Raw genomic sequence first — 13,593 nt, 5'->3', positions numbered from 1 at the left:
CTTGCGAGCCGCAATGAGAACGGTTATCGTTTAGCTCGGTCGCAGCTACGCAAGCGTCGAGCGGCCACCCTCTTTTGTCGCCGACGCTCGCTAGATAGGAACCAGCCTTGCGGAAGTTCACGCGCGCACTGCTCGGAGCGGCCGGCGCGACGATCGTCGCGATTGGCGTGACTGGATGCGCCACCGCGGCAAGCGGCCCGGCGGACGGCCTCAACGTGGTCACCACCACGACGCAGCTGCACGACTTCGCCCTCAACCTCACCAAGGGCACCGACGCCGAGGTGACAAGCCTGTTGCAGCCCGGTTCGTCGGTGCACAGCTTCGAGCCGACGGCCGCCGATCTCGAGGTGATTCGCACCGCCGATGTCGTCGTGATCAACGGCATGGACCTCGAGCCGTGGATCGACGACACCCTCGCCTCGGCCGGCTTCGACGGCACGGTCATCGACGCCTCGGAGGGCATCACGCCGATGGGTACCGATGACGACGACGACCATGCGGCCGAAGAGGACAGCGACCACGAGGAGCACGACGACGCTGCGGGCAATCCGCACATTTGGACCTCGCCGGCCAACGCCGAGATCATGGTGCAGAACGTTGCCGACGGCCTCGAGACGGCGAGCGCCGACAATGCGGCGACAATCACGTCGAACGCCGAGGCGTATGAGGCGAAGCTCGCCGACCTCGACGAGTGGATCTCGACGAGCATCGACCAGGTGCCCGCAGACGATCGCCTGCTCGCGACGAACCACGACGCCCTCACCTACTACAACGACGCCTACGACATCACCTTCATCGGCTCGGTCATGCCGAGCTGGGAGGACAACGCCGAGCCGTCGGTCGCCGAGGTGAACGACCTTGTGAAGAAGATCAAGGAGTCGGGCGTGCCTGCCGTCTTCACCGAGTCGCAGCTCAAGCCGACAACGGCTGAGGCGATCGCGGAGCAGGCCGGCGTTAAGGTCTACTCAGGCGATGACGCGCTCTACACCGACTCGCTCGGTGCGGCCGACAGCGACGGCGCTACCTACATTTCCTCGACCATCCACAACACTGAGCAGATCCTCGACTCCTGGGGTGCCACGGCGGCCGAGGTGCCCGCCTCGCTCACGGAGACCAATTGACCGACGAACTCCTGCGCTACCGCGACGTCACACTGAGCTATGACGGCCGTACGCCCGCGGCCGAGCGCCTGAACCTGCAACTTGCGCAGGGGCAGGCGCTCGCGCTCGTGGGGCCGAACGGCTCGGGCAAGTCGACGCTGCTCAAGAGCATGATCGGCCTCGTCGCCCCCACGACCGGCGAACTGGCCGTGCTCGGCGGCCGTCCCCGCGCCGCGGCGGCGCACGTCGGCTACCTCGCGCAGCACGATCACATCGACCTCGAGTTTCCGATTTCGCTGCGCCAGGTCGTCATGCTCGGTCGCTACCGCGCGCTCGGCCCCCTGCGGTGGCCAGGCCGGGCCGACAGGGATGCGGTGCAGGAGGCCCTCGAACGGGTCAACCTCGTCGACGTGGCCGAGCGCCGCTTTGGCGACCTCTCGGGTGGCCAGCGGCAGCGCGGCTTTCTCGCGCGCGCCCTCGTGACCCGCCCGCGTATCCTGCTGCTCGACGAGCCGTTCAACGGCCTCGACACCCCGAACCGCAAGGCGCTGATGCAGACCCTGCGCGAGCTGCGCGAGGCTGGCATGGGCATCGTCGTGTCGACGCACGACTTCGAGCTCGCGCACCAGGTGTGCACGCACGTGCTGCTCATCAACCAGCACCAGATCGCCTACGGCGACATCCACGAGGTACTCCAGCCCGAGGCCATCGCCGAGACCTTCGGCGAATCGCACGACCACTTCGACACGCACAGCGACCTCGTTGCCCACCCGCACCCCGTCGCGACTCCTGACAAGCCGCTGCTGTGACCGGGGTCGACGTCATCTTTGGCGCGCCGTTCATGCAGACCGCGGCGATCGCGCTCGCTGCGCTCGCGGTGGTCGCCGCCGTCGTGGGCGTCGCCCTGAACCTGCGCGAGCTCGAATTTGTCAGCGACGGCCTCGTGCACGCCGTGTTCCCGGGCGTCGTCATCGGGTTCGTCGCGGGGCAGGGGAGCGGCACGGCCGTGTACCTCGGCGCCGTCATTGCCGCGCTTATCGCGACCGTGCTGCTGACACTCGCGTCACGCCGCGGCGCGGGCACCGACGCAAACACTGCCGTGCTGCTTGCCGGCGCCTTCGCGATCGGCATCGTCATCGTGTCGCGCTCGACGAGCTACGCAACCGGCCTCGAGACGCTGCTGTTCGGCCAACTGCTCACGATTTCGCACGACGACCTGCTCGTCATCGGTGTGCTCGGCGTTATCGCCCTGCTCATCGTCGGGCTCACGTGGAAAGAGCAGGTGTCGGTCGCCTTCGACCGCGACTCGGCCGAGGCGAGCGGGATGCCCGTGCTCCACTACGAGCTGTTGCTCAACGTCGCGATCGCGCTCACGGTCGTCGCGGCCTCCCGCGCGGTCGGTAACCTGCTCGTCCTCGCCCTGCTCATCGTGCCCGCCGCGGTCGGTCGGCTCATCTCTTTCCGCCTCGCCCTGATCGTGCCGATCGCCGCGGGCGCCGCGCTCCTCGCCTCGTTCCTCGGCCTCGTCTCGGGCTACTGGCTGTCGGTGGATGCGCGGCTCAACGTCTCGCCCTCGGCCGTACTCGTGCTCGTGCTTGTCACGCTCTACCTCGTGGTCGCGGGCGTGACCGCCCTCACGCGGCGAAAGCGGGTGCGCGCATGACCATCTTCGCCTCGGCCCTCGTCACGGGCATCCTCGTCGGCCTGCTCTGCGGCATCGTTGGCTCGCTCGTCGTACTGCGCCAGCGCGCATTCTTCACGGTCGCCCTCACCCACGCGACGTTCCCGGGCGGCGTGCTCGCCGCGATCCTTGGCGTGCACATCGTGCTCGGTGCCTTCGTCATGGGTCTCGTGCTCGTTGGGTTCATGCTGTTGCTCGGGCGCATTCGCCGCCAGGGGCGCCAGGTGGCCGCGGGCATCGTGCTCTCGTTCGGCTACGCGCTCGGCGTGTTCATGCACTCGCTCGTGCCCGGCCTGCAGTCGCGCGTCGACTCGTTCCTCACCGGTTCGATCATCGGCATCCCGGCCTCGAGCATCCTCTTCATCGCCGGGATGCTCGTGGTCGCCATCGTCGCGGTCACCGCGTGCTGGAAAGACCTCCTCTTCTCGACCTTCGACCGCGAGGGCTTCGTCGCGAGCGGCGGCAGCGAGTCGCGCGTCGAGGCGCTCACACTCGTACTCATCGTCGGCACCGTCGTCACGACCATGCCCGCGATTGGCTCGATTCTCGCAATCGCGATGATCGCGGCACCGGCCGCCGCAGCCAAGCTGCTCGTGCGGCGCATTGAATGGATGATCCCGGTCGCGAGCCTGCTCGGCGCGGGTAGCGCCGTGCTCGGCCTCTACGCCTCGCAGTGGTTCTCGATCGCCGCCGGCGGCTCGATGGCGCTGGCCGCGACCCTGGTGTTCCTCATCGCACTCGCAGTCAATCGCGGGGCGCGGCGCCTGGCGCCTGGCTACACTGGCGGCGAGGTGAAGTATGTCTGAGCAGGAGCGCGTCGTGCCTCGTCGCACGACGAAGCAGCGTGAAGCGATCCGTGAGGCGCTCGCGGTAGAACCCGCGTTCGTGAGCGCGCAGGACCTCCATCACAAGCTGCGCGACGCGGGCGAGCGCATCGGCCTCGCGACCGTCTACCGCGCCCTCGCGCAGCTCGCCGAGGACGGCGAGGCCGACACCATGCTTGGCCCCGACGGCGAGCGCTACCGCGCCTGCGATACCGAGCAGCACCACCACCACCTTGTCTGCCGCGTTTGCGGCCGCACCGTCGAGGTTGAGGCCCCTGAGGTCGAGGCCTGGGCCGCGAAGGTCGCGAAGCAGCACGGCTTCAGCGCGATCACGCACGACCTCGAGGTCTTCGGCATCTGCGCCGAGTGCCGCGCCGCTGGTGGCGCCGATGTTGCCGCCAAGACGGGTGCTGCCGCGAACAATTAATGCTTGCCGTACTGCATCCTGCCCGGTAAAGTAAATCGCTGGTGCGCTTGGGGTTCCCCTCCGGCGTAACCGTGCTCGGACGAGGTTCATCACTGACAGCTCGCTCGGGTGCCGACAAGAGATCTTGGGCAACACGTTCTTGCGTGTTGCGGTATTGAAGGAGAGAGCAATGGCAGCAGTGTGCCAGGTGACCGGTGCTACACCGCAGTTCGGTCACAACATTTCGCACTCGCACCGACGCACCAAGCGTCGGTTCGACCCGAACATTCAGAAGAAGAGGTACTTCGTGCCCTCGCTCGGCCGCAACGTGACCCTCACGCTTTCGGCCAAGGGCATCAAGGTTATCGACGCTCGCGGCATTGACGCGGTTGTCGCCGACCTCCTCAAGAAGGGAGTGAAGCTCTAATGGCCAAGAAGGGTCAGGACATCCGTCCGATTATCAAGCTCCGCTCCACCGCCGGCACTGGCTTCACTTACGTGACCAAGAAGAACCGCCGGAACACCCCGGACCGCCTCGTGCTCAAGAAGTACGACCCGGTGATTCGCAAGCACGTCGACTTCCGTGAGGAGCGCTAAACATGGCGAAGAAGAGCAAGATCGCAAAGAACGAAGAGCGCAAGGAGATCGTCGCCCGCTACGCCGAGCGTCGCCTGCAGCTCAAGAAGCAGCTCGTTGACCCCAACGGCACCGACGAGTCGCGCGAGGAGGCCCGCGTGGGTCTCCAGAAGCTGCCCCGCAACGCTTCGCCGGTGCGCGTGCGCAACCGCGACTCGATCGACGGCCGCCCCCGTGGCGTCCTCGCTGAGTACGGCATCTCGCGTGTCCGTTTCCGCGAGATGGCGCACCGTGGCGAGCTGCCCGGCATCCGCAAGTCGAGCTGGTAGTCACTCGCTGACACCGCAGTACTTCATGACGCGGGCGTGCACTTCGGTGCACGCCCGCGTTGTTGTTGGTCATTGTTGGGCGCTGTTCGCCGCGAAAGTTCATTACCTCATCGAGGCCCGAAAGGCTCCCAATCGCATGGGAATCCTGGGCAAAACACGCCAAAACCCGCGTAAATTCAACGAACACGCCAAGTGGGTGTTAGTTTGGCGACGTTGCCGCACGCCGGGCCTACCCGCACGGCGGCGACCAATAAGCAATGACTGCGCTCGCGCCCGCGAGCACCTGCGTCCGTAGGAGGGCACACATGGCAGACAACACTGTGAACAAGACCGAACTCGTCGCGACCATCGCCGCTGAGACCGGTCAGAGCCAGGCGACCGTGAACGCTGTTCTGGACGGCCTGTTCCAGCAGCTCGCCGCGAACGCCGCGAAGGGCACCAAGGTCACCATCCCCGGTTGGCTCTCGGTTGAGCAGACCTCGCGCGCCGCGCGTAAGGGCCGCAACCCCCAGACCGGTGAAGAGATCGAGATTGCCGCTTCGAAGGGCGTCAAGATCTCGGCTGGCTCGAAGCTCAAGGCTGCGGTCAAGTAGCACCCCCGGGTTCCCCAACCCTGCGAACGCCGCCCCACGGGGCGGCGTTCCGCGTCTCCGCCCGCGTCACGCGGTCCCGCCCGAGGCAGCCGAGTACCCTTGAAGGACCATGCCAGCATCCGATCGTCGCACCGGCTGGTCGCCCGCCACGCTGCAGCTGCTGCGCTGGGGTCCGGCCGGCCTCATCCTGGTCGCACTCCTTGTCACGTGGGCCGCTCTCGCATTCGGTGGCGGTGCCGCGCCGCTCACCATCGGCGACCCGGGGCCAATCGTGCGCTGGGGTCTGCCGATCCTTCGTCTGAGCTTCGACCTCACCGCCTCGCTCACCATTGGCGGCCTCTGCATCGCCGTCTTCGCGTGCAGCCGCGACAAGCCCGAGTTTGAGCGCGCCATGACGCTCGCGCAGGGCGGCAGCGTCGCCTGGGCACTCTCGAGCATCCTCACCTCGATGCTCACCTACCTCGACGTCTCGGCCGTGCCGTTCTCGTTCGACGCGAGCTTCGGCCAGGGCATGTGGTACTTCCTCACCAACCTCGAGCTCGGCCAGATGTGGCTCATGGCCACCGTCATGGTGATCATGCTGTCGACCGTCGTGTTCGCGGTGCGCTCGCGCTGGGGCACGCTGCTCGCCACCGGCTTCGCCCTGCTCTGCCTCTGGCCGATCGCGACCATGGGGCATGCCGCGGGCGCCGCTTCCCACGACCTCGCGGTTGGCGGGCTCACGGTGCACCTCACCGGCGCGGCCGTGTGGGTCGGCGGCCTCGTCGTCGTCACGGTACTCGCGGTCGCCGCGCGCGCCGACGCCGACCGCGATGCGCGCCGCCTCGCGCTCGTCGAGCGCTTCTCGCAGCTCGCGCTGATCTCGTTTGCGGTCGTGACCTTCTCGGGTATCGTCACCGCGTTCGTGAACATATCTGACTTCGCGCAGCTGTTCACCACGAGCTACGGCCTGATCATGCTTGCGAAGATCGTGCTACTCGTCGTGCTCGGCGGCTTCGGCGTGCTGCAGCGCAGCTTCCTCATCAACCGGATGCGCACCCGGCTCGCGCAGGGCACGTCGACCGCCGCTCCGCTCGCGTGGCTGCTCGGCATCGAACTGCTCGTGATGGGCGCCGTTTCCGGCGCCGCCGCGGCCCTCGGGCGCACCCCGAGCCCGCAGTCGCCCGTGACGGCCGACCAGCTCTCGCAGCCGTCGCCAGCGCAGTTGCTCTCGGGCGACGAGCTGCCCCCGCCGTTCGACGCCTCGCGGCTGTTCACCGAGTGGACCCTCAACCCGGTTTGGACCGCCCTCGCGGTCATCGGCCTGATCTACTACTACGTCGGCGTGGCCCGCCTGCGCCGCCGCGGCGACGCGTGGCCGATCTGGCGCGCGGTCTCGGTCACCGTCGGCGTCGCGATCTTCCTCTACAACGTCAACGGCCCGCTCTATGTCTACGGGCGTTTCCTGTTCAGCTTCCACATGACCGAGCACATGATCCTCTCGATGATCGTGCCGATCTTCCTCGTCATGGGCGCCCCGATGACACTGCTGCTGCGCAGCGTCAAGGCGCGCAAGGACGGCTCGATGGGCGGCCGCGAGTGGGCGCTGCACATCGTGCACTCGAAGTGGGCGCAGTTCTTCTCGCACCCGATCGTCGCGGGCGTGAACTTCGCGATTGCGCTGCTCATGTTCTACTTCACCCCGCTGTTCCGCTGGGCGACGTACGACCACGTCGGGCACATGTGGATGATCGCCCACTTCCTCATCGTGGGCTACCTCTTCGTCGAGTCGCTCGTCGGCGACGACCCCGCGCGCACCCGGGCCTCGTACCCGATGCGGCTCATCTCGCTCGTGCTCGTCATGACCTTCCACGCCTTCTTCGGCCTCGCCGTGATGACCGGCACAGGCCTGCTTGTCGCCGACTGGTACGGCGCGACCGGCCGCGACTGGGGCGCCGAATCGGCGATCGTCGACCAGCAGATCGGCGGCGCGATCGCCTGGGGCATTGGCGAGTTCCCGACCGTGATCCTCGCTTTGCTCGTTGGACTGCAGTGGTTCAGGTCGGACAAGCGCCGTGCCGCGCGCGAGGATCGCCGGGCGCTGCGCGACGAGGACGCCGAGCTGCGTGCCTACAATGAGCGCTTCAAGCGATTGGCCGAGAAGGATGGGGTGGGACAGTGACGCTGCAACTCACCGCCGAGCAGCAGGCCGTCTATGACGCGATCGAGCAGACTACCGAGCACCTCTTCGTTACCGGCCGCGCCGGTACCGGCAAGTCGACGCTGCTGAATCATCTCTCGTTCCACAGCGACAAGAAGCTCGTGATCTGCGCCCCGACGGGCGTGGCCGCGCTCAACGTCGGCGGCCAGACCATCCACTCGCTGTTCAAGCTGCCGATCGGCATCATCGGTAACCAGCCGATCGAGCAGAACCGCGACGTCAAGCGGTTGCTTAAGCAGATCGACACCCTCGTCATCGACGAGGTGTCGATGGTGTCGGCCGATCTGCTCGACGCGATGGACCGCTCGCTGCGCCAGGCACGCGAGCGCGCATCCGAGCCCTTCGGCGGCGTGCAGGTCGTCATGTTCGGCGACCCGTTCCAGCTCGCGCCCGTGCCGCCGAGCGACCCGACCGAGCGTTCGTGGCTGCGCGACAACTACCGGTCGATGTGGTTCTTCGACGCGCACGTCTGGCGCGAGGCCGAGCTGCGCATCCACACCCTGCGCGAGATTCACCGGCAGCACGACGACGAGTTCCGCTCGCTGCTCACCGCGGTGCGCTATGGCCAAGTCACCGCGCCGATGGCGACCCGCCTCAACGAAGTCGGCGCGCGCCCCGCGCCGAACGACGGCATCATCACGCTCGCGTCGAAGAACGCGACCGTGAACCGCATCAACGCGCGCGAGCTCGAGCGGCTTCCTGGCCGCGCGATGACCGCCGCCGCCGAGATCCACGGGGATTTCGAGGGCGCCCGCACGTTCCCCGCCGAGACCGAGCTTGTGCTCAAGGAGGGCGCGCAGGTGATGTTCTTGCGCAACGACTCCGACGGCCGCTGGGTGAACGGCTCGGTCGGCGAGGTGTCGCGCATCAGCCGCACCGTCTACGTCGAGATCGACGGCGAAGAGCACGAGGTCGAGCCAATCGTGTGGGAGAAGCTGAAGTACCAGATCGACCCCGAGTCGAAGCAGCTCTCGCGCGAGGTGGTGGGGGAGTTCCACCAGTTCCCGCTGCGCCTCGCGTGGGCGGTGACGATCCACAAGTCGCAGGGCAAGACCTACGATCGCGCCGTCGTGGACCTCGGCACCCGCGCGTTCTCGCCCGGGCAGACCTACGTGGCGCTGTCGCGCATCCGCTCGCTCGAGGGGCTCTACCTCAACCGCCCGCTCACGCCCGGCGACATCTTCGTCGACAAGGATGTGCTGCGCTTCATGGACGAGGTCGCCCAGGCGCAGCAGGCCGCGAAGGCGCTGCAGGCTTAGCCTCGCGGCCCGCGCGTCAGTGCGGGTGGATGTACTTCGCCACCTCGGCGGTGAGCGGCGCGATCTCCTCGTCGCGGCCGAGTACCTGGGCCCAGGCTGGCACGTACTCCTCGAAGTAGCGGTGCGCGTGGCCGCCCTTGGAACCGATCGAGTTGGGCATGTCGGCCGCGACCTGCCAGAACGTCACCCACGGCCACCAGCCCATGCCCGGTGTGACGTCGTGGCCGCGCGGCTCGCGCATCCACTCGGGCTCCTGCCAGATGAGGCTCGGGTGCCACCAGACCACCGGGTCGCTCGGGTGCTGCAGGAAGATGATGCGGTGGGCGCTCCACGACTCGTACGGCTCGCCGTCCACGGGGCCGAGTAGGTCGTCGCTGCGATTCGAGAACCGGATGTTCACGCCGTCTCGCACCCGGGGCAGGATCTGCCGCGAGCCTGGCGCGCGCGAGGCGTTGAGCTCCTGCCAGATCGGCGAGAACTGCGGCGTACCCGCCCAGATCGCCCCGTCGAGGCGCTCGGCCATGTCTTCGGCGTCGGCGAACACCGAGAGTGCGCCGAATGCGCCGAGCGATTCGCCCTGCATGTAGAGCTTCGGCCTCCGCTCGGGCGGCAGCTTGAGCAGCTCGAGCATGACCTCACGGTAGAGCCGCTGGGCCGTGAGCTGCGGCGACTTGCGGTCGGCGATGATGGCGAGCGCGCTCGTGAGCACGGTGTACTGCAGGCTCACCGTCGCGCAGTTGCCGCGCGTGAGGTACTCGAACGAGCCCATCGACCAGTCGCTGAGCCAGCCGGTGCCCGTGCCGACGGCGATGCAGAGGTGTTCGCGCTCGAAACCCCCCGCCCGCTTCAGCTCGCGGACGGCGCGCTTCGCCGCATCCGGAATCGAAACCTGCGCGCGGAGGCCGACGTAGGCACGGATGGGCTCGAGAATCTCTTCGTCGCTCGGCCCCGAGCCGTTGCCGCGGGCCCGCCAATAGCGTTCGATGTCGGCGCGGCGGGGGCCGTCGCTGACGATCGCCTTGCCGTGTCGGCCCAGCGTGCTGAACGGTTCGTACGAGGGGCTTGATCCACTGCGCTCGAGTTGCTCGGGCGCTGTGCGGCCCGGCAGTGGCTGCAAGTTTCGCTCGGCGGCGCGTCCGCGGAGCATTGTCATGAGGCGGTCCCAAAGCACCGAGCGGTTGAGGTAGTAGGTCGCCGCGAACGTGACGAAAGCGCCCGAGAACGGTGCGGCGAGTGCGGGGAGGAAACGCTGCAGGAGGCGGCGCATGCCCCGTGACTGCAGCCGGAACAACGCGATGGCCCCGAGCGCGAGCGTCGTGAGACCCGTGCCAGCGGCGATGCCCGCGAGCTGCGTACGCGCACTCGGTGGCAGGCGATCGACAAGGCGCGCGATCTCACGCTGCCGGGGCACGGATGCGCCGAATGCCCAGAGTGTGCCACCAACAAGCGTGCTGACGACCGAAATGCGCCACGCCTGAGTAAGCCCGTCGGGCACCCGCGCGAAGTCGGTGCCCGGGAAGCTGCGGCGCAGGAACGGCATGATTGAACGCCGCACCCAACGCAGCGAGCTGCCGATGCCATAGCCGTAGAGCTGCGAGAACGCGAGGCTGCCGGCGGTCATCCACCACGTGCGGGGAAGGAAGCTCGGGCCGAGGGCGATCCACGAGGTGACCTGCGCGCCCGCGATGCCCCACCAGTTCGGTCGCGCCTTGCGTCGGCGAAGCTCGGCCTCGGTGTAGCGCTCGGCTTCGGGCCTCCGGGCCCGTCGTGCCACCGCGCGGCGGGGGCGTCGAGCAAACATGCCGCTCATTATGCCGGGGCGAGGTTGCCGAGGGCTCAGACACACAAGGCTGCTATCAAGGCTGCGGCCAGCCGGATCGCTGAGAATTTTCTGGTTGCCACTTGCGTATTCAATTGAACGCGCATAAGTTGTACCTGCAAGTAAATCCAAAGGAGTAGCGAATGACCACCATCACCCCCGGTACCTGGACCATCGACCCCGCACACACCGAGATCGGTTTCTCGGTTCGCCACCTCGCCATCTCGAAGGTGAAGGGCGTCTTCGAAGAGTTCGCCGGCACCGTCGTGGTCGCCGAGAACCCCACCGAGTCGAGCGTCGAGGGCACCGTCGAGGTCAAGTCGGTCAACACCAAGCAGGCTCAGCGCGACGAGCACCTGCGCACCAGCGACTTCTTCCTCGCCGACGAGTTCCCCCAGATCACCTTCAAGTCGACCGCCGTCCGTCTCGACGGCGACGACGTCATCGTCACCGGTGACTTCACCCTCCGCGGCGTGACCAAGCCCGTCGAATTCAAGGTCGAGCTCGGTGGCGAGACCGTCGACGGCTATGGCAACAAGAAGGCTGGCTTCGAGGCCACCACGACCGTGAACCGCAAGGACTTCGGCGTGAACTGGAACGCCCCCACCGAGGCTGGCGGCCTCACCCTTGGCGACGACGTCAAGATCACTGTCGACGGCCAGCTCGGTCTCGGCGCGTAACGCCCTCCTGGGCTCTGGCCCACTTTGAGTCAACTCTCGGCAATCCTTTGAGGTTGATCGTGCAGAGTTGACCTGCGAGATTCCTCGCCCCAAAATCCACCAGCGTCCTGCCACCCTCCCCCAACCCGGCAGGGCGCTGGTGTCTTTTCCCCACGATGAAAGGACACGGCAATGGCGCCGACACCAACTGGCAAGCTCGTTGCGAGCAGCACCGGCCACGATCTCGTGCTCACTCGGCTGCTCAGCGCATCCCTCGCCGAGGCCTGGGCCGAGATCACCGACCCTGAACGCACCGCGAAATGGTTCGGTGCGTGGGAAGGTGAGGCCGAGATTCGCGTGCAGCTCGGGTTCGAGGAGGGCTCGGAGTGGGCCGACATGCAGATCCTCGAGTGCGAACGCCCACGCCGAGTCCGACTGCTCTCGGTTGGCGAGGGCGGTGGCTGGGATGTCGCCCTCGAGCTCGAGCCCGAGGACGTCGCGACCGAGCTCCGCTTCATCATGTACGGTGTCGACCTCGCCCAGCTCGGCGAGATCGGCCCGGGCTGGGAGTACTACCTCGACCAACTCGTTGCCGCGAAAACCGGCGCCGAGCTGCCCGATTTCAACGACTACTACCCCGCGCAACGCGAGTTCTACGCCGGACTCGCGAACGACGCAGGCTAGAACGGCGGCGGATCGAACTTCGGCCCCGGCGGCTCGGGCTTCGTGGCCACGACTTTGCCGCCCGGGGTGATCCAGACGTAGTCCCCGTTGGGAAGTTGCGTGAGTTGCCACGGTTTTTCGTGTTTTTGCACGTGATGTCGGCGGCAGAGGTGCCCAAGATTCTGCTGGCTGGTCGGCCCACCGTGCTCGACCGCGATGGTGTGGTCGATATCGCAGCGCTCGGCTGGCCGGCGACACCCGGGGAAGCGGCAGTGGACGTCGCGGGCGCGGAGGAAGCGCTTGAGCGAGGCGTCGGGCATGCGGGTGTCGACCGTCACGACGTGCCCGGAGATGGGGTCGGTGAGGATGCGCTGCAGGTGCGGCGCGTTGCGCGCCCAGTCGAGCGCGACCCGGCCACTGACAGGCGACATACCGTTCACGGTCGCGACGTCGCAGCCGAGCTCGGGATTGTCGAGCAGCGACATGATGGGGATGACGATGCTCACGCTCGCTGTCACCCGCGGCTCGCCCTTGGCCTCGCCCTCGAGGATCTGCTGCGGCGTGGCGGTGATGAGGGTGTCACAGAGCAGGTCGGCGCGCTTCTGGTCCATCGTGCGCTCGTCGTCATCGCCGTCGAGCGCGCGGGCCTGCTGGGTGAGCAGGTCGTCGATGATCGTCGCCTCGACTGTCGGCAGGTAGGCCCAGAGCGTCGACATGCCCTGCTCGCCGTGCTCGATGACCACGCGGCGCTCTTCGCGCTCGAGCGCGTGCGCCTCTTCGAACTTCGCCGCGGTGAGCCTGGCGGCGCACTTGCTCGCGAAGCGATCGGTCTGCGGCGCCGTGTGGTCGCGGGCGTAGTCGAGCACGAGCTTCGAATACTCGGCGAGCTGGTCTTCTTCAAGCGAGGTCGCGTGGCGCACGACCGCGCGGGTGTGGCCGTGGTCAATCTCGCCGGCGTTGAGTGCCTCCCAGAACTCCTCGAAGTCGCACATGAGGCGATAGGCGTGATGGGCCTTGTTCATGAGTAGTTGGTCGGACGCGCGAATCTCGGCGCCAAACTCACCCATGGCCGAGCGGAGGTTCCACGTGAACTCCTGCGACGACGTCGGTACCGACCGAAACGGAGCGCTCATTGCGGTGCGTTGCTCGGCGACCGCATAAGCCATGGCGAGGATGCGAATGTCTTGGGCATCGAGGCGGGCCCGCTGGACGTGCGACGCAGAGTACGCGTCAAGGAGCAGCTGCATCGAGGCGTCGAGCTGTTCGGAGTTGTCGGGTGCGGACATGTCCATGCGGGTCACCTCCCGGATGCTAGTTGCTACATTAATTCTAGCTTAAAATGCGAGCAATGGGAACATAATTACGAATTCTGTGGATAACTCTGAGGCGGCCAAATCTGCACCTCGCTGCCTCAACAACATCCTGCCTCGAGCCTCCGACATAGTTCGACGCATCCCAGTCGAGCAGCAAAACCACCCGATCGT

The 13,593-nt window shown here is 67.0% G+C and carries 15 protein-coding genes; 13 read left to right on the top strand and 2 right to left on the bottom strand.

The genetic code is table 11. The features are described from left to right. The first annotated feature begins 107 nt into the window (after positions 1–107). From QM019_RS02700 to QM019_RS02650, 11 genes are all read left to right on the top strand, one after another. On the top strand, positions 108–1,121 hold the full coding sequence (locus QM019_RS02700) for a metal ABC transporter substrate-binding protein (RefSeq protein ID WP_282851764.1): 1,014 nt from the start codon (positions 108–110) through the stop codon (positions 1,119–1,121). After that, on the top strand, positions 1,118–1,909 hold the full coding sequence (locus QM019_RS02695) for a metal ABC transporter ATP-binding protein (RefSeq protein WP_282851763.1): 792 nt from the start codon (positions 1,118–1,120) through the stop codon (positions 1,907–1,909). Before QM019_RS02700 ends, QM019_RS02695 begins: the two co-directional genes overlap by 4 nt. Next, a complete protein-coding gene (locus tag QM019_RS02690) occupies positions 1,906–2,763 on the top strand; it encodes a metal ABC transporter permease (RefSeq protein ID WP_282851762.1) in 858 nt (285 codons plus the stop codon). Before QM019_RS02695 ends, QM019_RS02690 begins: the two co-directional genes overlap by 4 nt. Further along, positions 2,760–3,587 (top strand): metal ABC transporter permease, encoded by an 828-nt coding sequence (locus tag QM019_RS02685; RefSeq protein WP_282851761.1) that lies wholly within the window; start codon positions 2,760–2,762, stop codon positions 3,585–3,587. Before QM019_RS02690 ends, QM019_RS02685 begins: the two co-directional genes overlap by 4 nt. Continuing rightward, on the top strand, positions 3,580–4,032 hold the full coding sequence (locus QM019_RS02680; protein ID WP_282851760.1) for a Fur family transcriptional regulator: 453 nt from the start codon (positions 3,580–3,582) through the stop codon (positions 4,030–4,032). The genes QM019_RS02685 and QM019_RS02680 overlap by 8 nt, the downstream gene beginning before the upstream one ends. 169 nt (positions 4,033–4,201) lie before the next feature. Next, positions 4,202–4,438 carry a 50S ribosomal protein L28 gene (gene rpmB, locus QM019_RS02675; RefSeq protein WP_282851759.1) on the top strand — a complete coding sequence of 79 codons (237 nt, stop codon included), beginning with the start codon at positions 4,202–4,204 and terminating at the stop codon, positions 4,436–4,438. Then, complete coding sequence (gene rpmG / locus QM019_RS02670) at positions 4,438–4,608, top strand: 50S ribosomal protein L33 (RefSeq protein WP_125106589.1); 171 nt, start codon at positions 4,438–4,440, stop codon at positions 4,606–4,608. Before rpmB ends, rpmG begins: the two co-directional genes overlap by 1 nt. Before the next feature lie 2 nt (positions 4,609–4,610). Beyond that, positions 4,611–4,916 carry a 30S ribosomal protein S14 gene (rpsN, locus tag QM019_RS02665; protein ID WP_019619846.1) on the top strand — a complete coding sequence of 102 codons (306 nt, stop codon included), beginning with the start codon at positions 4,611–4,613 and terminating at the stop codon, positions 4,914–4,916. A 305-nt stretch (positions 4,917–5,221) separates the two neighbouring features. Continuing rightward, entirely contained in the window at positions 5,222–5,509 is a 288-nt protein-coding gene (locus tag QM019_RS02660; protein WP_125106591.1) for an HU family DNA-binding protein, read from the top strand. Positions 5,510–5,618: 109 nt separating this feature from the next. Then, positions 5,619–7,670: a bifunctional copper resistance protein CopD/cytochrome c oxidase assembly protein gene (locus QM019_RS02655; RefSeq protein ID WP_282851758.1), complete on the top strand. Its 2,052-nt coding sequence runs from the start codon at positions 5,619–5,621 to the stop codon at positions 7,668–7,670. Further along, the gene (locus QM019_RS02650) at positions 7,667–8,968 is read left to right on the top strand and encodes an ATP-dependent DNA helicase (protein WP_282851757.1); all 1,302 of its coding nucleotides are present in this window, start codon (positions 7,667–7,669) and stop codon (positions 8,966–8,968) included. The genes QM019_RS02655 and QM019_RS02650 overlap by 4 nt, the downstream gene beginning before the upstream one ends. A 16-nt stretch (positions 8,969–8,984) precedes the next feature. Here QM019_RS02650 and QM019_RS02645 read toward each other — a convergent pair whose 3' ends face one another. Continuing rightward, positions 8,985–10,769, bottom strand: coding sequence for an alpha/beta-hydrolase family protein (locus QM019_RS02645; RefSeq protein WP_282851756.1), 1,785 nt, complete (start codon positions 10,767–10,769; stop codon positions 8,985–8,987). 161 nt (positions 10,770–10,930) lie between these two features. Between QM019_RS02645 and QM019_RS02640 the strand changes: the two genes are divergently transcribed. Then, a complete protein-coding gene (locus QM019_RS02640) occupies positions 10,931–11,467 on the top strand; it encodes a YceI family protein (protein ID WP_193128508.1) in 537 nt (178 codons plus the stop codon). A 171-nt stretch (positions 11,468–11,638) separates the two neighbouring features. Then, positions 11,639–12,130, top strand: coding sequence for an SRPBCC domain-containing protein (locus QM019_RS02635; RefSeq protein ID WP_282851755.1), 492 nt, complete (start codon positions 11,639–11,641; stop codon positions 12,128–12,130). Here the strand turns inward: QM019_RS02635 and QM019_RS02630 are convergent. After that, entirely contained in the window at positions 12,127–13,401 is a 1,275-nt protein-coding gene (locus tag QM019_RS02630) for an HNH endonuclease signature motif containing protein (protein ID WP_282851754.1), read from the bottom strand. The two genes, QM019_RS02635 and QM019_RS02630, sit on opposite strands and share 4 nt — an antisense overlap. Positions 13,402–13,593 lie beyond the last annotated feature (192 nt).

The sequence above is a fragment of the Gulosibacter sediminis genome (assembly GCF_030011715.1).
Taxonomy (GTDB): Bacteria; Actinomycetota; Actinomycetes; order Actinomycetales; family Microbacteriaceae; genus Gulosibacter; species Gulosibacter sediminis.
Note: the sequence above shows the minus strand (reverse complement) of the source record. Positions and strands in the feature narration are given on the sequence as shown.

Coding starts and splice junctions, on each gene's coding strand:
- QM019_RS02685 (WP_282851761.1), top strand. CDS start 2,760: ATGACCATCTTCGCCTCGGCCCTCGTCACGGGCATCCTCGTCGGCCTG.
- QM019_RS02680 (WP_282851760.1), top strand. CDS start 3,580: ATGTCTGAGCAGGAGCGCGTCGTGCCTCGTCGCACGACGAAGCAGCGT.
- rpmB (WP_282851759.1), top strand. CDS start 4,202: ATGGCAGCAGTGTGCCAGGTGACCGGTGCTACACCGCAGTTCGGTCAC.
- rpmG (WP_125106589.1), top strand. CDS start 4,438: ATGGCCAAGAAGGGTCAGGACATCCGTCCGATTATCAAGCTCCGCTCC.
- rpsN (WP_019619846.1), top strand. CDS start 4,611: ATGGCGAAGAAGAGCAAGATCGCAAAGAACGAAGAGCGCAAGGAGATC.
- QM019_RS02660 (WP_125106591.1), top strand. CDS start 5,222: ATGGCAGACAACACTGTGAACAAGACCGAACTCGTCGCGACCATCGCC.
- QM019_RS02655 (WP_282851758.1), top strand. CDS start 5,619: ATGCCAGCATCCGATCGTCGCACCGGCTGGTCGCCCGCCACGCTGCAG.
- QM019_RS02645 (WP_282851756.1), bottom strand. CDS start 10,769: ATGTTTGCTCGACGCCCCCGCCGCGCGGTGGCACGACGGGCCCGGAGG.
- QM019_RS02640 (WP_193128508.1), top strand. CDS start 10,931: ATGACCACCATCACCCCCGGTACCTGGACCATCGACCCCGCACACACC.
- QM019_RS02635 (WP_282851755.1), top strand. CDS start 11,639: ATGGCGCCGACACCAACTGGCAAGCTCGTTGCGAGCAGCACCGGCCAC.
- QM019_RS02630 (WP_282851754.1), bottom strand. CDS start 13,401: ATGGACATGTCCGCACCCGACAACTCCGAACAGCTCGACGCCTCGATG.